Here is a 21,093-nt window from a genome sequence, read left to right as displayed (position 1 = left end):
GCAGCACTTTGACGTTTTCCCTGTTCAGGGGCGGTTTGGGTGAGTGTAGTGGGCTGATTGACGGCCGTGTCCTCTTTCCCAGACCGCCCCTCGATCGTGTGCAGCCGCCGCTCTGACGCGCCGACGCTAAGACATCGTTTCCTTTGGAGTGATCGTTCGTTGAGCCGTGCATGACGGATCTGGTTGAGCGGTTGGTGCCGGACGAGTTGTGGACGCTGTTCCGGCGGGTGGTCCCGCCAACGCAGGGCATACGCCCGCAGGGCGGCGGCCGACGGCGGGCCGGCGACCGTGAATGCCTGGCGGCGATCATCTTCGTGGCCACCTCGGGGTGTACCTGGCGGCAGTTGCCCCCGGTGTTCGGCCCGGCATAGCCGACGGTCTACCGGCGCTTCGCCCAGTGGAGCCAGGCCCGGGTCTGGGCCCGGCTCCACCGCGTCCTCCTGGACGAACTCGGCGCCAGAGGTGAGCTGGACTGGTCGCGGTGCGCGATTGACTCCGTCAGCCTCAGGGCCGCAAAAGGGGGCCACTGACCGGACCGAATCCGACCGACCGCGGCAAGAGTGGATCGAAGATCCACCTGATCACGGACCGGAACGGTCTGCCTCTGTCGCTGGGCATCTCCGGCGCCAACATGCACGACAGCCTCGGCCTGACGCCGCTGGTGCGGGGAATCCCGCCGATCCGCTCCCGGCGCGGCCCGCGCCGCCGGCGACCGGCCAAGCTGCACGCCGACAAGGGATACGACTACGACCACCTGCGCCGGTGGCTTCGCCAGCGTGGCATCCCCCACCGCATCGCCCGCAAGGGCATCGAGTCCTCCACACGGCTCGGGCGCCACCGTTGGGTCGTCGAGAGAACGGTTTCCTGGCTTGCCGGATGCCGACGCCTGCACCGCCGCTACGAGCGCAAGGCCGAGCATTTCCTGGCCTTCGTCGGCATAGCCGCAGCCCTCATCGGCTACCGCCGCCTCACCAACTGAAACGACGTCTTAAGCGCCACCACCTACGACTACAACGACCTGGGTCAGCAGACGGCCCGGACGCTTACATCTGCGGGCGGCTCCTCCAACCGCACGATGAACTGGTCTACTACCCGGACGGCAAGCTTAAGTCCCGTTCGGACGACGGCGTTCCGGTCGGCAAGGACGTCGTCCTGGTCGACATCTACGCCCAGAACACCTCCTTCACGGGAACGTGGTCAACGGGTGACACCAGCGGCGAGCAGGGCTACAACTACGTCTCACACGCGGCCGGTACGGGTACCGACTCCTTCACCTGGACGCTGAACATCCCGACGGACGGCACCTACACGGCGTACGTGAAGTTCCCGCAGGTGTCGGGTGCGGCCACAGCGGCGAAGTACACCCTGACCCACGACGGCGGAACGACCGACAAGACGATCGACCAGACCACCGGCGCTGGCACCTGGGTATCGCTTGGCTCGTACAGCTTCAAGCAAGGCAACGCGGCCAAGCTGCAGTTGTTCCAGAACAGCACCGGCACGGTCGTCTCCGACGGCGTGAAGCTGGTCCGCGACAACTCCGCCGACACGGACAACGAGCAGAAGACGTTCACGTACACCTACGACGCGAACGGCAACCTGACGTCAATCGACGACAACTCCTCCGGCGCCCAGATCGACGCGTACACGATCGCCTACACGGGCCTCAACCAGGTCCAGCAGGTGACCGAGTCACTGGCCGGTCAGGAGAAGAAGTCCACGTCGTACACGTACGACGCGAACAGCCTGCTGGACACGATCACTCACCCGGATCAGTTCTCCAAGTACACCTACGACCTGCGTGACTTGGTGAAGACGGTGTCGGTGGGCAAGACGCCGACGGACGCCTCGTCAAAGCTGACGTCCTACACGTACACCGGCCGCGACCAGACGCTCCGGGAGACCAAGGCCAACGGCAACACCGTTGACTACACGTACTACCTGGACGGCCCGGTCAAGTCCACGAGGGAGAAGAAGCCGAACGGCACCCTCGTCTCCTCGCACACCTACGCCTACGACCCCAACGGGAACAAGACGCAGGACGTCGCGAAGAAGATGAACGCCGACAGCCACTCGGTGTATCTGAACTCGACGACCGACTACACCTACGACCCGGCCAACCGGCTGAAGCAGTCGATGAAGACGGGCAACGGCGCGACGACGGAGACGTACGTCCACGACGACAACTCCAACGTCATCAGCCAGACGGTCGGCGGCGTCACCACCGACTACAACTACGACCGCAACCGCCTGTTGACCGCCACCACCAGCGGCTCCACGGCCAGCTACAACTACGACCCGTTTGGCCGCCAGGAGTCGGTCACCTCGGGCGGCCAGGTCGTCGAGCGGAGTGTGTACGACGGCTTCGACCACGTCGTGGAGTCCCAGAAGGCGGACGCCACCGGCGCGATGAAGTCCACCACGTACACCTTCGACCCGCTCGACCGCACCGCCTCGGAGACCGCCGACGGCAAGACGACGGACTACGAGTACCTGGGCCTCTCCTCCGAGGTCCTGGACGAGAAGGTCGCCGGCACGCTGACCAAGTCGTACCAGTACAGCCCGTGGGGCGAGCGTCTGTCGCAGGTCAAGCACAACAGCGACGGCACGACCGAGGACGGCTACTACGGCTACAACGGCCACACCGACGTCGAAACCCTCACGGACGACAACGGCGACACGAAGGCGACGTACGGCTACACCGCCTACGGCAAGGACGACGCGTCCGAGTTCACAGGCATCGACAAGCCTGACGCGGCCGATCCGACGAAGGAGGCGTACAACCCGTACCGCTACAACGCCAAGCGCTGGGACGCCCAGTCCGGTACGTACGACATGGGCTTCCGCAACTACAACCCGGGCCTGAACCGCTTCACCACCCGGGACATGTACAACGGCGCCCTGTCCGACATGGGCCTCGGAGCCGACCCCTTCACCGGTAACCGGTACGCGTTCGGCAGCGGCAATCCCATCAGCAACGTCGAGATCGACGGTCACTTCGACGTCGGCGGATTCATCGACTCCGCCGTCGACACCATCGAGGGTGCTGTAGAAGGCGCGGCGGAAGGGATCGCCGAGGGAGCCGAGACCGTTGCCGGCGGCGGTTCCAGCCTGCTCAGCAAGGCGGGCGGATACGGCCTGGCGGCCTGGGTGTTCCTGGAAGAACTGGGCTGGGACACTCCGACCGCCCAGAACGGATACGAGTCCGACCCCGGTGACAAGCCGGACTACAGCAAGGGGCTCCTCCTCAAGCCGGACTCCGTCAAGGAGTGGCAGCCCGGTGACGCCCGGGTGCCGTTCACCAAGGAGGACTGCCAGAAGAGCCGGTCGAGCATGATCTACTACATGCCGCTCGACTCCCAGGGGCGTGCTCAGGGCGCCATCGCGTGCCTCAACAAGTCGGACATCAACTACACCGACAAGGAAGGAAACCTGAAGGACCCGAACAACTCGACCAAGATGGTGGGAAGCACCACTATCTGGCCGATGAGCACTCCGGGTGCTTGGGCTGCGTCTCCCAAGGGATGGCGTCCGGGTATGGGCCTCGACCGGGCGCACCTGGTGGCCCGTCAATTCGGTGGAAGCGGCACCGACCGGAGGAACCTGGTTCCCTTGCCGAGCGATGTGAACCAGGACAGCATGGGCGACTGGGAGAAAGCGATCTCCGACCAGTTGGAGCTGGGAAATACCGTCTACTACGAAATCTCGGCGAGCTACCAAGGCGACAGCACCGTCCCCTCACTGCAAGGGTTGGCCGCCTCATCCGGCGGGGCTGTCTATCCCTGGGGCTATGTGGCCGGGCAGTAGGCGATGGGAAGAGAAGAGAGACCATGGACAGAGTTGACGAGATCATCTCCGCCACTCGCTGGGAGGCGTCACAGCGAGATGTGGACTGGGATGACATCGAGGAGCAATTCGGGACGCAACTCCCGGCGGACTACAAGAAGCTCTGTGAGGCGTTTCGTCACGGCGCTTTCAGTGGGTACCTGGAGTTGCTGCCCCCGAATGCCATCGACTCCTACGGGCTGCTGGGGCGATGGAAGTCGCAACGGCGGCGCCGCGAGAGCGGTCAGCTGAGCACGCTCTTCGACCCCTACGACGTGTTCGACGCCGGCGGCAGCGGACTCATCCTCTGGGGGAACTCCCTCACGGAGGACCAGTACTACTGGCTCGCCGACGCTTCAACACGCCCCGAGCAATGGCCGATCGTGGCCCGAACCGATCCGTTGGAGGACTGGCACCGTTTCGACATCTCGACCACGGAATTCATCTACCGCGTCCTGACAGATCGCGACTTCCGCCCGTTCTCCGTTGCGGGAAAGGTGGAGCGTCCGTTCTTCGAGACGTACGAATGATGTAGCGGGCGGCGGAATCTCTGCCGCCCAACGGGTGAGGCTCAACTCGGCGGGAATGTTCCCCGACGCCTCCCGGAGGCGCATCATGCAGTTCCTCTTCGGGATGGAGGAGTGAGCGAAGCGGAGTAACAACAACAAAATAGGGCTGTAAAATCCCACAGGTAGCCGGTCGGCCGGGTCTTCGGACACTGCCCGACCGGCTACACTGCTGCCATGCCTGATTTCTCTTCCTTTTCCGCCGACCAGTTCGCGGCTGCCCTTCGCCGTGGCGCCGACGGACTATGGTCCCTTGACGCGGCCGTCTGGCTCCTGACGCGTCATGGCGTGTGGCTCGACAGCCCCGAGCTGCGGAAACTCGCGCAAGGGGGCGTCGATGAGAATGATGAAGTGTGGGCGGGATTCGATGTTCGCCGGATAAAAGAAGCGATCGACTCCGGGGAACTCGGAGAGTGGCGTGAGGATCTTGCGATCCTTTTGATGGCCATGAGTCTTTACGGGGATTTCCCGATTTCTCTCCGCTATACCTGTGAAAAGCTCTCGGAGGAGAACCTCGCGCTGATCGGCGAGGCGCTTTTCAAGGCTTGTGGTCACGAGGTCGGGCTCGCCGTTACGGAGGGCCGCGACCATCTCGCACCGTAGCCTTATGAGGACATGACCGTGCCCCGGCCACCGTCGTGGTGGCCGGGGCACGGTCACGTCCGCACTACGGCAGAGCCAGCATCCGCTCCAGCGCCAGCTTTGCGAACGCCTCCGTCTCCTGGTCCACCTCGATGCGGTTGACCAGGTTCCCCTCGGCCAGGGACTCCAGCGCCCACACCAGGTGCGGCAGGTCGATGCGGTTCATCGTGGAGCAGAAGCACACCGTCTTGTCGAGGAAGACGATCTCCTTGCCCTCCGGCGCGAAACGGTTCGCCAGGCGACGGACCAGGTTGAGCTCCGTGCCGATGGCCCACTTCGAGCCCGCCGGGGCCGCTTCCAGCGTCTTGATGATGTACTCGGTCGACCCCACGTAGTCCGCCGCCGACACCACCTCGTGCCGGCACTCGGGGTGCACCAGCACGTTCACGCCGGGGATCCGCTCCCGCACGTCGTTCACCGAGTCCAGGTTGAAGCGGCCGTGCACCGAGCAGTGGCCCCGCCAAAGGATCATCTTCGCGGCGCGCAGCTGCTCGGCCGTCAGGCCGCCGTTCGGCTTGTGCGGGTTGTAGACGACGCAGTCGTCCAGGGACATGCCCATGTCGCGCACCGCGGTGTTGCGGCCCAGGTGCTGGTCCGGCAGGAACAGGACCTTCTCACCCTGCTGGAAGGCCCACTCGAGCGCTCGCTTCGCGTTCGACGACGTGCAGATCGTGCCGCCGTGCTTGCCCGTGAACGCCTTGATGTCCGCGGACGAGTTCATGTACGACACCGGGACGACCTGCTCGGCGATCCCCGCCTCGGTCAGCACGTCCCAGCACTCGGCGACCTGCTCGGCCGTCGCCATGTCGGCCATGGAGCAGCCGGCCGCGAGGTCGGGCAGGACCACCTTCTGGTGGTCGGAGGTCAGGATGTCCGCCGACTCCGCCATGAAGTGCACACCGCAGAAGACGATGTACTCGGCCTCCGGCCGGGCCGCGGCGTCCCGGGCCAGCTTGAAGGAGTCGCCCGTGACGTCCGCGAACTGGATGACCTCGTCGCGCTGGTAGTGGTGCCCGAGCACGAACACCTTGTCGCCCAGCTTCTCCTTGGCGGCGCGGGCGCGCTCGACCAGGTCCGGGTCGGACGGCGAGGGAAGCTCGCCGGGACACTCGACGCCCCGTTCGCTCTTCGGGTCGGCCTCACGGCCGAGGAGCAGGAGGGCGAGGGGCGTCGGCTGTACGTCGAGCTCCTGGGTCTGGGCGGTGGTCACGACACGCACCCTTTCTGTTCTGCGGCTCGCCGGCCCTTCAGGTGGGCCGGCGGGACATGCGGGACAAGCCTTTTCGTCGAATTGACGCTATCTATCATAACCGCTTCATGTCACTTTGACGATGGCCATAGCGTCGATGTGACGTGAATCCCGGCCCCCACGGCCGTCCCTCCACAGGCCGGTGTGCGTGTTCCGGCGTGTATGCGAGCATGAGGAAGAAGCGAGACGCGAAAAGACGCGCGCGGGCCCGGAATGAATCCGCGGCCACGCCGGTTGCACTCGTCGGCAAGCAGTCTCCGTACAACCCGGGAGAGATGTAGATGTCCGTACAGGACGAGACCACCACCGTCACCGACGGCATCATCCTGACCGACGCCGCCGCGGCCAAGGTCAAGGCCCTGCTCGACCAGGAAGGCCGTGACGACCTGGCGCTGCGCGTCGCGGTCCAGCCCGGCGGCTGCTCCGGCCTGCGCTACCAGCTCTTCTTCGACGAGCGCACGCTCGACGGCGACGTGGAGAAGGACTTCGGCGGGGTCAAGGTCGTCACCGACCGCATGAGCGCCCCGTACCTGGGCGGCGCGACGATCGACTTCGTCGACACCATCGAGAAGCAGGGCTTCACCATCGACAACCCGAACGCGACGGGCTCCTGCGCCTGCGGCGACTCCTTCAGCTGAGCAGCGCCCACCGGTAGGCGTGTGAAGGCGGCGTCCCCACTCGGGGGCGCCGCCTTCGTCCGTCCGTGGAGCCTCCTACCGCGCGAGCGGCGGCCCCGCCCCGTCGGCGGGCACCGTCCCCTTCGGAATCGGAGTGCCGTCCGAACCGACCACCTGGCGGTCGCCCAGCGGCGCCTTGAGATGCAGCGTCTGGTGGTAGACCTTGGCGATCATGATGCAGACCTTGCCCCGCCAGGGCGTCTCGGTCACGGTCACCGTCACCTTGTCCGAGCCCTCGCTCACGGACGCCGCGTAGTCGGCGCACACCCCGCCCTCATAGGCGATGGTGAGGTCCCGGCCGTCGGCGGTGTAGCCCATCACCTTCACGTCATGCTTCGTGGGCGCCGGGGACGGCGTCCCACCCGGAGCGCTCGTACCCGGGGACGGCGCCCGGCTCGGCTGCCCCGGCGGCTGCGGAGTGGTCAGATACTGCGGGTCGATCGCGGGGTACGTCACCGTGAGGCCGTCCCCGTCCCCGGTCGGCCGTACCTCGAACAGCCACGACGGCACCAGCACCGCCTGGCCGTCCACGGAGTGCCGGGCCAGCCCGAACACCGCGCCCTCCACCGTCGCCGACGCCCGCTTCGGCGCCGCGGTGGACGCCCCGCACGGCTTCTCGTCCCGCTCCTTCACCGGTACGGGACTGGCGCAGCCGCCGATGCCCTTGCGGCCGTACGACGGCGCGCCGTTCATCAGCTCCAGCGTCCGTTTCGCGTCGAGCACGGGATACACCGCTCCCTTGACCGGCGCCTTCAGACTGCCGCTGCCGCCCACCACACGGCCGTCCGCGGCCACCTGGACACCGGTCGACCAGCCGTGCGTGGGCAGCCCGCCGACCTGCGGATCGGCGTTCACCACCCGCAGGGAGCCCAGGACCTGGTGCGCGTCGAGCTTGGCGTCGTCCTGGCCGAGCGCCTTCAGCACCGGGGCGGCGGCCCGCTTCGCCACGGCCTCGCTCACCACGGAGGAGGAGCCCTCGGCGGAGCCCTGTGCGAAGGCGCACACCTTGGTGCCCCGGCACAGGTCGTCGGACCCGGGCCCGTACCGGCTGAACGTCCACATCCCCGGCGCCTGTCCGGCCACCCGCAGCAGCGGCTGCGCCCCGTCCTTGCCGCCGCCCACCGTCCAGGCGCCGCCGGCCCGCTGCGGCGTGCCGCTCACGTCCAGCGCCTTGGCGAGCCGGGCCACCTCGTCCCGCGTCACCTCGCCCTTCGCCCAGTACACGGGCGCCGACCCGGGGCCGCCGGGCAGCTTGCCCGCCGCACGGTACGTCGTGCCGTACGGGTTCGGCTCGCCCACCGCGATGCCCGGCGAGCCGACCCCGCCACGGCCGTCGAGGGCCAGCGGCGGGGGAGCGCCGTCACCACCCGGTGCGGAGGAGCCGCCCGTCCCGCCGGACAGGGTCGTGGCCAGATACGCCCCGCCGCCCCCGACCAGCAGGACCGCGGCCGCGACCGAGGCGACCACCACCGGGGAACGCCGTCGCGGCACGGCGCCGCCCCCACCCTCGGGGACGTCCGCCGGCTCGCTCACGTCGTCGGGTCGCTCGGTGTTCACCGCATCGCTCCTTCGGCTCCACGCTGTCCCAGGAGACCCCGCCGTGCCGGAAAAGGGGCACGGAAGGTCGTATCCCGCCTCGCTCTTACGGGGGACGGCGATGGGACGCGGCGGGGGAGCGCACGGTTCCCTCCCGGGTGCGCCGGTCGGCCCGGCGCGGTATCAGTCCCCGTAGTCGGACATCGCGTCCAGGAGGCGGGCGGAAGCGGGCGGGACGCTGACCCCGTGGATCAGGGACGGTGAGACCGGCACGGGAGCGGCTTTCGCGGGTGCGGCCCAGTGCGGGACCATGCGGGCGCAGTCGCCGCGCAGCGACGCCAGGTCTCCTTCCGGTTCCGTGCCGAGCGGGGCGGTGCCGAGGACCTCGAGCTTCGTCATGGCCGCACCGTAGGCAGGCCGGAGCCCACCGGGAAAGATCTACCATCGGGTAGTTTCGCCTGCTTCAGAGGGCCCGGTGGACCGGGTAGCGTGAACTGTCCATCCCCTCCGCCCCAGGAGCGTGTCCTAGCCGTGCGTATCGCAGTCACCGGCTCCATCGCCACCGACCACCTCATGACCTTCCCCGGCCGCTTCGCCGACCAGTTCGTCGCGGACCAGCTGCACACGGTCTCCCTCTCCTTCCTGGTCGACCGCCTCGACGTACGCCGCGGCGGGGTGGGCGCGAACATCGCCTTCGGTATGGGACAGCTCGGCACCAAGCCGATCCTGGTCGGCGCGGCCGGCTCCGACTTCGACGAGTACCGTGCCTGGCTGGACCGACACGGAGTGGACACGGACTCCGTGCGGATCTCGGAGACCCAGCACACGGCCCGCTTCGTGTGCACCACCGACGCCGACCACAACCAGATCGGCTCCTTCTACACCGGCGCGATGAGCGAGGCCCGGCTCATCGAGCTCAAGACGGTCGCCGACCGGGTGGGCGGCCTCGATCTGGTCCTCATCGGCGCCGACGACCCGGAGGCGATGCTGCGCCACACGGAGGAGTGCCGCTCCCGGTCCATCCCGTTCGCCGCGGACTTCTCACAGCAGATCGCCCGTATGGACGGCGACGAGATCCGGATACTGCTGGACGGGGCGACCTATCTCTTCTCCAACGAGTACGAGAAGGGGCTCATCGAGACCAAGACGGGCTGGTCGGACTCCGAGATCCTGGGCCGCGTGGGCCACCGGGTGACCACGCTCGGCTCCCGCGGTGTGCGCATCGAGCGCGTCGGTGAGGACCCGATCGAGGTCGGAGTGCCCGAGGAGACGGCGAAGGTGGACCCGACGGGAGTCGGCGACGCCTTCCGGGCCGGGTTCCTCTCCGGGCTGGTGTGGGGGGTCACGCTGGAGCGGGCGGCCCAGGTGGGTTGCATGCTCGCGACCCTGGTCATCGAGACGCTGGGCACGCAGGAGTACCAGCTGCGGCGGGCGCACTTCATGGAACGCTTCACCAAGGCGTACGGGGACGAGGCCGCCGCGGAGGTCCAGGAACACCTGGCCTGAGGCCGCAGCGAGGCCACGACTCGCCCTAGGAGAGCCGGCGGACCACGTAAGCCGACCCCCGCTCCGCCGGCTCCTCTCCCACGTACTCCTGCCCCCGCATCTCGCACCACGCCGGGATGTCCAGGCGCGCCGCCTCGTCGTCCGCCAGGACGCGGACCGTGCCGCCGACCGGGGCGTCCCCGAAGACCTTGGCCAGCTCGATCACCGGGATCGGGCAGCGCTTGCCGAGGGCGTCGACGACCAGGGCGTCCTCCGGCCCGGCGGTCCGCGGGGAGGGCGCTCCCAGCTTCTCCCGGACCCCCGCCACCGCCTCCGGCAGCACCTCGAGGAACCGTTCGACGTCCTCCGCCGGCGTCCCCGGCGGCAGCGACACGCGCACGTTGCCCTCGCTCAGCACCCCCATCGCCTTCAGCACATGGCTGGGCGTCAGCGTGCTGCTCGTGCAGGACGAACCGGACGAGACGGAGAAGCCCGCGCGGTCCAGCTCGTGCAGCAGCGTCTCTCCGTCGACGTAGAGACAGGAGAACGTGACGATCCCGGGCAGCCGGCGCACCGGATCGCCCACCACCTCCACATCGGGGACCAGCTCCGGCACCCGCGCCCGGATCCGCTCCGTCAGCTCCCGCAGCCGCCGGGTCTCCTCGGCCGCCTCCGCCCGTACCGCCCGCAGCGAGGCCGCGGCCGCCACGATCGCCGGGATGTTCTCGAACCCGGCCGCCCGCCCCGACTCCCGCTCGTCCGAGGGCCCCTGGGGTGCGAACCGCACCCCCTTGCGCACCGCGAGAAGCCCGACACCCGACGGCCCGCCCCACTTGTGCGCACTGGCCGTCAGGACCGACCAGTCGCCCTCCACCGGACCCCAGCCCAGCGACTGCGCCGCGTCCACCAGCAGCGGCACCCCGGCCGCCCGGCACGCCTCGGCCACCTCGGCCACCGGCTGCACCGTGCCCACCTCGTGGTTGGCCGACTGCAGGCAGGCCAGCGCGGTGTCCGGACGCAACGCCTCCGCGTACTGCTCGGGGGTGACCGCGCCCGCGCGCGAGACCGGCACCCGGGTCACCGTCCCGCCCGACGCCTCGAACACCTCCGCCGAATGAAGCACCGAGGAATGTTCGACCGCTGACACGATCAGGTGGCGTCCGACCCGGCGGCGGCCCGTCAGCGCCCCCTCGATCCCCGCGTGCACCGCCCGCGTTCCGGAGGAGGTGAAGACCAACTCGTCCGGTCGGCAGCCCACGGCATCGGCGGCCGCCTCCCGCGCCGCGTCCAGCAGCAACCGCGCCCGCCGCCCCTCGCGGTACAGGCGTGCGGGATCGGCCCACCCCTCATCGAGCGAGGCCAGCAGAGCCTGCCGGGCGACGGGATGAAGGGGAGCACCGGAAGCAGCGTCGAAGTAGCCCACAGGGCAACGCTAAACGCCCTGAAGGGGCGCGGGGAACTGCGCGATCAACCACAAACCACCCGCACTCGCCGCACAAGCCGTACCTCCGGGCTATTAGGCGCCCCGGCGCAACCCGCGGCGCGTACGGCACCCTCCCCGCGAACCGCCGGATGGCGTCGAGTAGGGTTTGGTCCGCATAAACATCCAAACCCCTGCCCGACGCAGGGCGGCGACCGACCAGCGAGAAGGCCGCAGCCAACCGCGCGGGCGAGACTCTCGGGAAGGCGCTACGTGAGTCCCAACGGCTCCGACCGCTCGCCGCGGCGCCCGATGCGGCGGAAGCTGCTGCAGGCACTGACCGCGGGCCTGGTCCTGGCGACCGCAACCGGTTGCACATACAAGGACTTCCCCCGCCTTGGTATGCCCACCCCGACCACGGAAGAGGCTCCGAGGATCCTCTCCCTGTGGCAGGGGTCCTGGGCGGCCGCGCTCGCCGTCGGCGTGCTGGTGTGGGGCTTGATCCTGTGGAGCGCGATGTTCCACCGTCGCAGCCGCACCAAGGTCGAGGTTCCCCAGCAGACCCGGTACAACATGCCGATCGAGGCGTTGTACACGGTCGTCCCGCTCATCATCGTCTCGGTGCTCTTCTACTTCACCGCCCGCGACGAGTCGAAGCTCCTCAGCCTCTCCAAGAAGCCCGACGTCACCGTGAACGTCGTCGGCTACCAGTGGAGCTGGGGCTTCAACTACATCACCCCCGTGGACGGGGTGACGGGCGACGCGAAGACCGACAAGAACCTGGTCGCGATTCCGGACCGGTTCAAGAACGACTTCCCGGCGAACGCCGGCGGTGTCTACGACTTCGGCACGCCCGCCACGCGGAACCCGCAGACGGGCAACCCCGGTCCCACCCTGTGGCTCCCCAAGGGCAAGACCGTCCGCTTCATCCTCACCTCGCGTGACGTCATCCACTCCTTCTGGGTGCTGCCGTTCCTGATGAAGCAGGACGTCATCCCGGGCCACACCAACGCCTTCGAGGTGACCCCCAATGCGGAGGGCACCTTCCGCGGCAAGTGCGCCGAGCTCTGCGGCGTCGACCACTCCCGGATGCTGTTCAACGTGAAGGTCGTCTCGCCCGCAGCGTACGAGCAGCACCTCAAGGACCTCGCGAAGAAGGGGCAGACCGGTTACATTCCCGCCGGCATCGCGCAGACGAGCCACGAGAAGAACCGGGAGACGAACAACCTGTGAGCATCCTCAACGAACCCCAGGGTGCCGCGGCAGCAGAGTCGTACGAGAACGAGCTGCCGGTACGGCGCAGGCGACCCGGTAACGTCGTCATCAAGTGGCTGACGACCACCGACCACAAGACGATCGGCACGCTGTATCTGACGACGTCGTTCGCGTTCTTCCTGATCGGCGGCGTGATGGCGCTGCTCATGCGCGCCGAGCTGGCCCGTCCGGGCCTGCAGATCATGTCGAACGAGCAGTTCAACCAGGCGTTCACGATGCACGGCACGATCATGCTGCTGATGTTCGCGACGCCGCTGTTCGCCGGCTTCGCGAACTGGATCATGCCGCTCCAGATCGGCGCGCCCGACGTGGCCTTCCCGCGGCTGAACATGTTCGCCTACTGGCTCTACCTGTTCGGCTCGCTCATCGCGGTCGGCGGCTTCCTCACTCCGGAGGGTGCGGCCGACTTCGGCTGGTTCGCCTACAGCCCGCTGTCGGACGCGGTCCGCTCGCCGGGTGTCGGCGCCGACATGTGGATCATGGGTCTGGCCTTCTCCGGCTTCGGCACGATCCTCGGCTCGGTCAACTTCATCACCACGATCATCTGCATGCGCGCCCCCGGCATGACGATGTTCCGCATGCCGATCTTCGTGTGGAACGTGCTGCTGACCGGTGTGCTCGTGCTGCTGGCCTTCCCGGTCCTGGCGGCCGCGCTGTTCGCCCTGGAGGCGGACCGCAAGTTCGGCGCCCACGTCTTCGACGCGGCCAACGGCGGCGCACTGCTGTGGCAACACCTCTTCTGGTTCTTCGGCCATCCAGAGGTGTACATCATCGCCCTACCGTTCTTCGGAATCATTTCCGAGGTCATCCCGGTCTTCAGCCGTAAGCCGATGTTCGGCTACATGGGCCTCATCGGCGCCACCATCGCCATCGCCGGTCTGTCCGTGACGGTGTGGGCGCACCACATGTACGTCACCGGTGGCGTGCTGCTTCCGTTCTTCTCCTTCATGACGTTCCTCATCGCCGTCCCCACCGGCGTGAAGTTCTTCAACTGGATCGGAACGATGTGGAAGGGCTCGCTGTCCTTCGAGACGCCGATGCTCTGGGCGACCGGCTTCCTGATCACCTTCACGTTCGGTGGTCTGACCGGTGTCATCCTGGCCTCGCCGCCGATGGACTTCCACATCTCGGACTCGTACTTCGTGGTGGCGCACTTCCACTACGTGGTCTTCGGCACCGTCGTCTTCGCGATGTTCTCCGGCTTCCACTTCTGGTGGCCGAAGTTCACCGGCAAGATGCTCGACGAGCGCCTGGGCAAGATCACGTTCTGGACGCTGTTCATCGGCTTCCACGGCACGTTCCTGGTGCAGCACTGGCTGGGCGCCGAGGGCATGCCGCGTCGTTACGCGGACTACCTCGCCGCCGACGGCTTCACCGCCCTGAACACGATCTCGACGATCTCCTCCTTCCTGCTCGGCCTGTCGATCCTGCCGTTCCTCTACAACGTGTGGAAGACGGCCAAGTACGGCAAGCCGGTCGGCGTCGACGACCCGTGGGGCTACGGCCGTTCGCTGGAGTGGGCGACCTCCTGCCCGCCGCCGCGGCACAACTTCCTCACGCTGCCGCGGATCCGCTCCGAATCGCCCGCCTTCGACCTGCACCACCCGGAGATCGCCGCGCTCGAGCAGCTCGAGTACGCGGGTGCCGGCAGCAAGGGCGTCGCTGGTGGCAAGGAGGCCGGCAAGTGAAGATCCAGGGCAAGATGTTCCTGTGGCTGTCCGTCTTCATCCTCGTCATGGCCGTCATCTACGGCCTGTGGTCGAAGGAGCCGGCCGGCACCACCGCGCTCTTCCTGGCCTTCGGCCTGAGCGTGATGATCGGCTACTACCTGGCCTTCACGGCCCGGCGGGTCGACGCGGGAGCGCAGGACGACAAGGAGGCCGACGTCGCCGACGACGCCGGTGAGATCGGCTTCTTCAGCCCGCACAGCTGGCAGCCGCTCGCCCTCGGCGTCGGTGGAGCGTTCGCCTTCCTGGCGATCGCGATCGGCTGGTGGCTGCTGTACTTCTCGGCCCCGCTGATCCTGGTGGGCCTGTGGGGCTGGGTCTTCGAGTACTACCGCGGGGAGAACCGCACCCAGTAACACGCACCGAGCGCGACGGGAGCCCGGACACACCGCCTGGAGTGTCCGGGCTCCCTCTTTTGCCGCGCCTCACGTCCCCCACACGGATTGCCCGGCGCGCCATGCTTGACGGACGTTCCTAGCGTGAGGGCATGAGCCACACAGCGTTCTTGAGGAACGGCACGGTCGTCGGCTGCACCCTGCTGGTGATCGCCCTCGGTGCGGGTCTCGTCGCCTGCGGCGGGGACGGGGACCCGGCGGCGAAGCCGTACGACGCGGCGGACGACATCGCCTTCAACGCACCGGTCGGCGACGGCAAGCAGGTCGACCCGGACAAACCACTGGAGATCACCGCCTCGGGTTCGGACGCGCGCATCACGGACGTCACCGCCACCGACTCCCGAGGACGCTACGTCGCCGGCGAACTCTCCGCCGACGGCGGCCGTTGGCACAGCACCTCGCCGCTGGCCGCGGGCACCCACTACACGGTGCAGGTCAGCACGGAGGACGAGGACGGCAACCCGGGCCGCAAGACCCTGGAGATCGACACCGGCACCCCGAAGACCAGCAAGGTCCTGAACGTCACCTTCGGCCCGGACTCCGGGACCTACGGCGTCGGCCAGCCCGTCACGGCCACCCTCAGCCAGCCCGTCAAGGACAGGGGACAGCGGGCCATCGTCGAGCGTGCCCTCAGGGTGGACTCGGTGCCCGCCGTGGAGGGCTCCTGGTACTGGGTGGACGACAAGACGCTGCACTACCGCCCCAAGGACTACTGGCCCGTCCACGCCACCGTCACCGCCTACAGCAACCTCGCCGGCGTGAAGATCGCCGAACGCCTCTGGGGCGGCGACACCAAGCCCGTGAAGCTGACCACGGGGGACAGCGTCATCGCCGTCACGGACTCCGCGTCACACCGGATGACGGTCTACCAGAACGGTCAGGTGATCAAGCAGATCCCCATCACCACCGGCAAGCCCGGCTACGAGACACGCAACGGCGTCAAGGTGATCCTGAACAAGAGCTACGTCGTACGGATGCGCGGAACCACCATCGGCATCTCGGCGGGCTCCAGCGACTCCTACGACCTGAACGTCTACTGGGCGGCCCGGGTCACCTGGAGCGGCGAGTACGTGCACGCCGCCCCCTGGTCCGTGGGCTCCCAGGGGTACGCCAACGTCAGCCACGGCTGCACGGGGATGAGCACCTCGTACGCCCAGTGGTTCTACAACACGGTCCGGCAGGGCGACATCGTCCAGGTCGTCAACTCGGGCGGCAAACAGATGGAACCGTTCGGCAACGGCTTCGGCGACTGGAATGTGGACTGGGAGAAGTGGCAGAAGGGCAGCGCCCTGACGCCCGACACCTCGAACCCCGCGATGACGGCACGACTGAGCCCGGAGAGCGTCTGAGCGCCCCTGGAAGGGGCACGAGGCAAAACGCCGGGAACCGGCTCTCAGGCGCTCGAAAGGGCCCTACGCCGCAACAGCCCGGCCAAAGCAGAGGCGAACTCGACAGGCTCGACCGGCAGCGCCACAGCCGCATCCGCGCGGCTCCAGGTCGCGAGCCACGCATCCTGAGGCCGAGCGATCAGCACCAGCACCGGCGGACAATTGAAGATCTCGTCCTTGATCTGCCGGCACACGCCCATGCCCCCCATCGGCACGGCCTCGCCGTCCAGCACGCACACATCGATGCCGCCCTTGTCCAGCTCCCTGAGCACGGCCCCCGGCGTGGCGCACTCCACGAACTCCACCTCGGGAACGTCCGGAGCCGGCCTGCGGCCGGAGGCCAGCCGCACCTGGGCGCGGGTGTTGGAGTCGTCGCTGTAGACCAGCACCGTGGCGGTCGGCTGCATGCTTCCCTCCGGGACGTCGTCGTCGTACGGAACGGACCATCGGTGCGGATGCTACCCCCTGCAACACCGGGTGGACACCGGCGTGCACCCCCCTTCGGTGCGCCATCCGGGCACTACAGACGGTACGGACACTCCGAACGGCACCCCCCGGAGTGAGGGCGAGATAAGCGACCGACATAATGTCGGTCGTGGCGACAGCAACGACAGTAGAAACCGGGCACGCGCACCCGTCGGTCAACCGGCCGAACCTCACCAGCGTCGGAACCATCATCTGGCTGAGTTCCGAGCTGATGTTCTTCGCGGCCCTCTTCGCGATGTACTTCACCCTGCGATCGGTGACCGGGCCGGCTCACTGGAAGGAGATGGCGAGCCATCTCAACTTCCCGTTCTCGGCGACGAACACCACGATCCTGGTGCTCTCCTCCCTGACCTGCCAGCTCGGCGTGTTCGCCGCCGAGCGCGGGGATGTGAAGAAGCTCCGGGGCTGGTTCATCGTCACCTTCATCATGGGTGCGATCTTCGTCGGCGGTCAGATCTTCGAGTACACCGAGCTGGTCAAGAAGGACGGCCTCTCGCTGTCCTCGGACCCGTACGGCTCGGTGTTCTACCTGACCACCGGCTTCCACGGCCTGCACGTGACGGGTGGTCTCATCGCCTTCCTGCTGGTCCTGGGCCGCACCTACGCGGCGCGCAGGTTCACCCATGAGCAGGCGACCGCCGCCATCGTCGTGTCCTACTACTGGCACTTCGTCGATGTCGTCTGGATCGGCCTCTTCGCCACGATCTACATGATCCGGTAGTCGGCCGCCGCGCGGCGGACGGTCCCCGACCGGGGGAGCCGATCGCCCCCGACGACCCGATCCACCTCCAGAAGCATCGACGCAGAAGATCCTGACACCGGGGTAATCCGTGAAAAAGCTCTCCGCACGACGACGCCATCCGCTGGCGGCTGTCGTCGTCCTACTCCTCGCGCTGGCGGCCACCGGGGGGCTGTACGCAGCGTTCGCGCCCGCGACCCAGGCGCAGGCCGATACGACCGCCCAGTCCCTCGCCATCGACGAGGGCAAGAAGCTCTACCAGGTGGGCTGCGCCAGCTGCCACGGCACCAACGGTCAGGGCAGCTCCGACGGTCCGAGCCTGGTGGGCGTGGGTGCCGCGGCCGTCGACTTCCAGGTCGGCACCGGTCGTATGCCGGCCGCCACCTCGCAGGGCGCCCAGGTGCCGCGGAAGAAGCCGATCTACAACCAGACCCAGATCGACCAGCTCGCGGCGTACATCTCGTCCCTCGGCGCCGGACCGGCGATCCCGACGAAGAACGACTACAGCCCGGAAGGCGCCGACATCGCCAAGGGCGGTGAGCTCTTCCGTACGAACTGCGCGCAGTGCCACAACTTCACCGGTGAGGGCGGCGCGCTGACGCACGGCAAGTTCGCCCCGAGCCTCGAGGGTGTCGCCCCCCAGCACATCTACGAGGCCATGCTGACGGGCCCGCAGAACATGCCGTCCTTCCCGGACACCACGCTGTCGCAGCAGAACAAGAAGGACATCATCGCGTACCTGAACGCGGTCAACGGTGACCAGACCGAGAACCCCGGCGGTCTCAAGCTGGGCGGCCTCGGCCCGGTCTCCGAGGGCCTGTTCGCCTGGATCTTCGGCCTCGGCGCGCTGATCGTCGTCGCCGTCTGGGTCGCCGCTCGGACCGCAAAGGCCAAGAAGTCATGAGTAGCCACGACATTCCAGAAGAGAACCTGCCCGCTGAGCAGGACACCGAGTCCGGCGCGGTAGCCGTCGCGGACGAGGAGAACCCGTTCGCCGACCCGGGGCTGCCGCCCCACGAGCACCGCATCCAGGACATCGACGAGCGGGCCGCCAAGCGCTCCGAGCGCACGGTCGCCCTGCTGTTCACCGTGTCGATGCTGGCCACCATCGGCTTCATCGCCTCGTACGTCGGGATCCCGAACGACAAGTCGATCTACGTCTTCCCGATCGGGCACCTCAGCGCGATGAACTTCGCGCTGGGCCTGACGCTCGGCGTGGCGCTGTTCACGATCGGCGCGGGCGCGGTCCACTGGGCCCGCACCCTGATGTCCGACGTGGAGATCGCCGACGAGCGTCACCCGGTCGAGGCGTCCCCCGAGGTCAAGGCCAAGGTCATGACCGACTTCCGGCAGGGCGCCAAGGAGTCGGTGATCGGCCGCCGCAAGCTGATCCGCACCACGATGCTCGGCGCGCTGGCCATGTTCCCGCTCTCCGGCCTCTTCCTGCTGCGTGACCTCGGCCCGCTGCCCGGGACGAAGCTGCGCCACACCATGTGGTCCAAGGGCAAGCTCCTCGTCAACATGAACACGAACCAGCCGCTGCGTCCCTCGGACGTCCAGGTCGGTTCGCTCACCTTCGCCAAGCCCGAGGGCCTGGAGGAGACCAGCGAGGACTTCCAGAAGGAGATCGCCAAGGCGGCGCTGATGATCGTCCGGCTGCAGCCGGAGAACATCAAGGACAAGAAGGAACTGTCCTGGTCCCACGAGGGCATCGTGGCGTTCTCCAAGATCTGCACCCACGTCGGTTGCCCGATCTCCCTGTACGAGCAGCAGACGCACCACGTCCTCTGCCCGTGCCACCAGTCCACCTTCGACCTCTCCGACGGTGCCCGGGTCATCTTCGGCCCGGCCGGTCACGCCCTGCCGCAGCTGCGCATCGGCGTCAACGCGGACGGTTACCTCGAAGCGCTCGGCGACTTCGAGGAGCCCGTCGGTCCTGCCTTCTGGGAGCGCGGATGAGCACTACAACGAGCAACGGGTCCGCGTCTCGCGGACGGGCACCGGCCGGCGAGCGCGTCGCCGACTGGGCCGACGGACGCCTGGGCATCTACACCCTGGCCAAGTCGAACATGCGGAAGATCTTCCCCGACCACTGGTCGTTCATGTTGGGCGAGGTCTGCCTCTACAGCTTCCTCATCATCATCCTCACGGGTGTCTACCTGACGCTGTTCTTCCACCCGTCGATGAACGAGGTGGTGTACCACGGCAGTTACGTGCCGCTGCAGGGCCAGCTGATGAGCGAGGCGTTCAACTCGACGCTGCACATCAGCTTCGACGTCCGCGGCGGTCTGCTGGTCCGGCAGATCCACCACTGGGCGGCGCTGATCTTCCTCGCCGGCATGTTCGTGCACATGATGCGCGTGTTCTTCACCGGCGCGTTCCGCAAGCCGCGTGAGATCAACTGGCTGTTCGGCTTCCTGCTGTTCGTCCTCGGCATGTTCACCGGCTTCACCGGTTACTCGCTCCCGGACGACCTGCTCTCCGGCACCGGTGTCCGCTTCATGGAGGGCGCGATCCTGTCCGTGCCGATCGTCGGCACGTACCTGTCGTTCTTCCTCTTCGGCGGCGAGTTCCCGGGCGGCGACTTCGTGGCCCGCTTCTACTCGATCCACATCCTGCTGCTGCCGGGCATCATGCTCGGCCTGGTGGTCGGCCACCTGATCCTGGTCGTCTACCACAAGCACACGCAGTTCGCGGGCCCCGGCAAGACGAACACCAACGTCGTCGGCATGCCGCTGATGCCGGTGTACATGGCCAAGGCCGGAGGCTTCTTCTTCCTGGTCTTCGGCGTCATCGCGGCCATCGCGGCGATCGCCACCATCAACCCGATCTGGGCCATCGGCCCCTACCGTCCGGACCAGGTGTCCACGGGCGCCCAGCCCGACTGGTACATGGGCTTCTCCGAGGGCCTGATCCGCACGATGCCGGGCTGGGAGATCAACTTCTGGGGTCACACGCTCGTCCTGGGCGTGTTCGTCCCGCTGGTGATCTTCCCGCTGGTCCTGGTCGCGATCGCGGTCTACCCGTTCATCGAGTCCTGGGTCACCGGCGACAAGCGCGAGCACCACATCCTGGACCGCCCGCGCAACGCGCCGACGCGCACCGCGTTCGGTGCCGCCTGGATCTCGTGGTACTTCGTGCTGCTGGTCGGTGGTGGCAACGACCTGTGGGCCACCCACTTCCACCTGTCGATCAACGCGATCACCTGGTTCGTCCGCGTCGCCTTCTTCGTGGTGCCGGTGCTCGTGTTCATCGTCACCAAGCGGATCTGCCTCGGCCTGCAGCGCCGGGACCGCGACAAGGTGCTGCACGGCCGCGAGTCGGGCATCATCAAGCGGCTGCCGCACGGTGAGTTCATCGAGGTCCACGAGCCGCTCAGCCAGGAGCAGCTGCACACGCTCACGGCACACGAGCAGTACAAGCCGGTCGAGCTCGGCCCGACGGTCGACGAGAACGGCGTCGAGCGGAAGATCAAGGGCTCCGCGAAGCTGCGTGCCAAGCTCAGCAACGCGTACTACGGGGAGAACAACCAGATCCCCAAGCCCACGGTCGAGGAGTACAAGGAGATCACGAGCGGCCACGGCCACCACTGATCGCTGCACGCCACGCCACGGTAAAGGGCCCCGTCCGGCCCCCCTGCTCGAGCTTGTCGAGAGCTTGGGGGAGGACGGGGCCCTTCGCCA

18 protein-coding genes and 1 pseudogene are annotated in these 21,093 nt (G+C 67.6%); 14 read left to right on the top strand and 5 right to left on the bottom strand.

The genetic code is table 11. The features are described 5' to 3' along the window. The first annotated feature begins 170 nt into the window (after positions 1–170). The 4 genes and pseudogenes from SY2F82_RS01080 (at position 171) to SY2F82_RS01065 (ending at position 4,994) form a co-directional block, all read left to right on the top strand. Positions 171–979: pseudogene (locus SY2F82_RS01080) on the top strand (IS5 family transposase). 338 nt (positions 980–1,317) lie between these two features. Beyond that, the gene (locus SY2F82_RS01075; RefSeq protein WP_308437737.1) at positions 1,318–3,807 is read left to right on the top strand and encodes a DNA/RNA non-specific endonuclease; all 2,490 of its coding nucleotides are present in this window, start codon (positions 1,318–1,320) and stop codon (positions 3,805–3,807) included. Positions 3,808–3,830: 23 nt separating this feature from the next. Beyond that, entirely contained in the window at positions 3,831–4,355 is a 525-nt protein-coding gene (locus SY2F82_RS01070; RefSeq protein ID WP_200417003.1) for a hypothetical protein, read from the top strand. A gap of 213 nt (positions 4,356–4,568) precedes the next feature. Further along, positions 4,569–4,994 (top strand): hypothetical protein, encoded by a 426-nt coding sequence (locus SY2F82_RS01065; RefSeq protein WP_200417002.1) that lies wholly within the window; start codon positions 4,569–4,571, stop codon positions 4,992–4,994. A gap of 64 nt (positions 4,995–5,058) precedes the next feature. Here SY2F82_RS01065 and nadA read toward each other — a convergent pair whose 3' ends face one another. Then, the gene (nadA, locus tag SY2F82_RS01060) at positions 5,059–6,243 is read right to left on the bottom strand and encodes a quinolinate synthase NadA (RefSeq protein WP_200417001.1); all 1,185 of its coding nucleotides are present in this window, start codon (positions 6,241–6,243) and stop codon (positions 5,059–5,061) included. Between the two features lie 320 nt (positions 6,244–6,563). On the opposite strand from nadA, the gene SY2F82_RS01055 reads away from it, so the two are divergent. Continuing rightward, the gene (locus SY2F82_RS01055; protein WP_200417000.1) at positions 6,564–6,920 is read left to right on the top strand and encodes an iron-sulfur cluster assembly accessory protein; all 357 of its coding nucleotides are present in this window, start codon (positions 6,564–6,566) and stop codon (positions 6,918–6,920) included. A 75-nt stretch (positions 6,921–6,995) separates the two neighbouring features. Here the strand turns inward: SY2F82_RS01055 and SY2F82_RS01050 are convergent, their stop codons facing one another. Further along, positions 6,996–8,516 (bottom strand): hypothetical protein, encoded by a 1,521-nt coding sequence (locus SY2F82_RS01050; RefSeq protein ID WP_236041030.1) that lies wholly within the window; start codon positions 8,514–8,516, stop codon positions 6,996–6,998. A 162-nt stretch (positions 8,517–8,678) separates the two neighbouring features. Beyond that, positions 8,679–8,894, bottom strand: a complete 216-nt coding sequence (locus SY2F82_RS01045; protein WP_200416999.1) for a hypothetical protein — start codon at positions 8,892–8,894, stop codon at positions 8,679–8,681. Between the two features lie 132 nt (positions 8,895–9,026). On the opposite strand from SY2F82_RS01045, the gene SY2F82_RS01040 reads away from it, so the two are divergent. After that, complete coding sequence (locus tag SY2F82_RS01040; RefSeq protein WP_200416998.1) at positions 9,027–10,001, top strand: carbohydrate kinase family protein; 975 nt, start codon at positions 9,027–9,029, stop codon at positions 9,999–10,001. Positions 10,002–10,026: 25 nt separating this feature from the next. On the opposite strand, the gene SY2F82_RS01035 is transcribed toward SY2F82_RS01040, so the two are convergent. Then, a complete protein-coding gene (locus SY2F82_RS01035) occupies positions 10,027–11,403 on the bottom strand; it encodes a cysteine desulfurase/sulfurtransferase TusA family protein (protein WP_200416997.1) in 1,377 nt (458 codons plus the stop codon). A gap of 270 nt (positions 11,404–11,673) precedes the next feature. On the opposite strand from SY2F82_RS01035, the gene coxB reads away from it, so the two are divergent. From coxB to SY2F82_RS01015, 4 genes are all read left to right on the top strand, one after another. Further along, the gene (gene coxB / locus SY2F82_RS01030) at positions 11,674–12,633 is read left to right on the top strand and encodes a cytochrome c oxidase subunit II (protein ID WP_200416996.1); all 960 of its coding nucleotides are present in this window, start codon (positions 11,674–11,676) and stop codon (positions 12,631–12,633) included. Continuing rightward, entirely contained in the window at positions 12,630–14,363 is a 1,734-nt protein-coding gene (gene ctaD / locus SY2F82_RS01025; RefSeq protein ID WP_200416995.1) for a cytochrome c oxidase subunit I, read from the top strand. The genes coxB and ctaD overlap by 4 nt, the downstream gene beginning before the upstream one ends. Then, positions 14,360–14,758, top strand: a complete 399-nt coding sequence (locus tag SY2F82_RS01020) for a cytochrome c oxidase subunit 4 (protein WP_200416994.1) — start codon at positions 14,360–14,362, stop codon at positions 14,756–14,758. Before ctaD ends, SY2F82_RS01020 begins: the two co-directional genes overlap by 4 nt. A 131-nt stretch (positions 14,759–14,889) precedes the next feature. Beyond that, positions 14,890–16,146 (top strand): Ig-like domain-containing protein, encoded by a 1,257-nt coding sequence (locus SY2F82_RS01015; RefSeq protein ID WP_200416993.1) that lies wholly within the window; start codon positions 14,890–14,892, stop codon positions 16,144–16,146. Positions 16,147–16,190: 44 nt separating this feature from the next. On the opposite strand, the gene SY2F82_RS01010 is transcribed toward SY2F82_RS01015, so the two are convergent. Next, positions 16,191–16,592 (bottom strand): response regulator transcription factor, encoded by a 402-nt coding sequence (locus tag SY2F82_RS01010; RefSeq protein ID WP_200416992.1) that lies wholly within the window; start codon positions 16,590–16,592, stop codon positions 16,191–16,193. A 179-nt stretch (positions 16,593–16,771) separates the two neighbouring features. Between SY2F82_RS01010 and SY2F82_RS01005 the strand changes: the two genes are divergently transcribed. The 4 genes from SY2F82_RS01005 (at position 16,772) to SY2F82_RS00990 (ending at position 21,003) form a co-directional block, all read left to right on the top strand. Beyond that, a complete protein-coding gene (locus SY2F82_RS01005; RefSeq protein WP_103843096.1) occupies positions 16,772–17,392 on the top strand; it encodes a heme-copper oxidase subunit III in 621 nt (206 codons plus the stop codon). Positions 17,393–17,501: 109 nt separating this feature from the next. Beyond that, complete coding sequence (locus SY2F82_RS01000; protein WP_200416991.1) at positions 17,502–18,314, top strand: c-type cytochrome; 813 nt, start codon at positions 17,502–17,504, stop codon at positions 18,312–18,314. Next, entirely contained in the window at positions 18,311–19,369 is a 1,059-nt protein-coding gene (locus SY2F82_RS00995) for a ubiquinol-cytochrome c reductase iron-sulfur subunit (RefSeq protein WP_200416990.1), read from the top strand. The genes SY2F82_RS01000 and SY2F82_RS00995 overlap by 4 nt, the downstream gene beginning before the upstream one ends. Beyond that, positions 19,366–21,003, top strand: coding sequence for a cytochrome bc complex cytochrome b subunit (locus tag SY2F82_RS00990; RefSeq protein ID WP_200416989.1), 1,638 nt, complete (start codon positions 19,366–19,368; stop codon positions 21,001–21,003). The genes SY2F82_RS00995 and SY2F82_RS00990 overlap by 4 nt, the downstream gene beginning before the upstream one ends. Positions 21,004–21,093: the final 90 nt, after the last annotated feature.

Origin of the sequence: Streptomyces sp. Y2F8-2 (genome assembly GCF_014905555.1) — a bacterium.
GTDB classification, from domain to species: domain Bacteria; phylum Actinomycetota; class Actinomycetes; order Streptomycetales; family Streptomycetaceae; genus Streptomyces; species Streptomyces cynarae.
The sequence above is the reverse complement of the archived record's forward strand: the minus strand, read 5'-3'. Positions and strand labels throughout refer to the sequence as shown.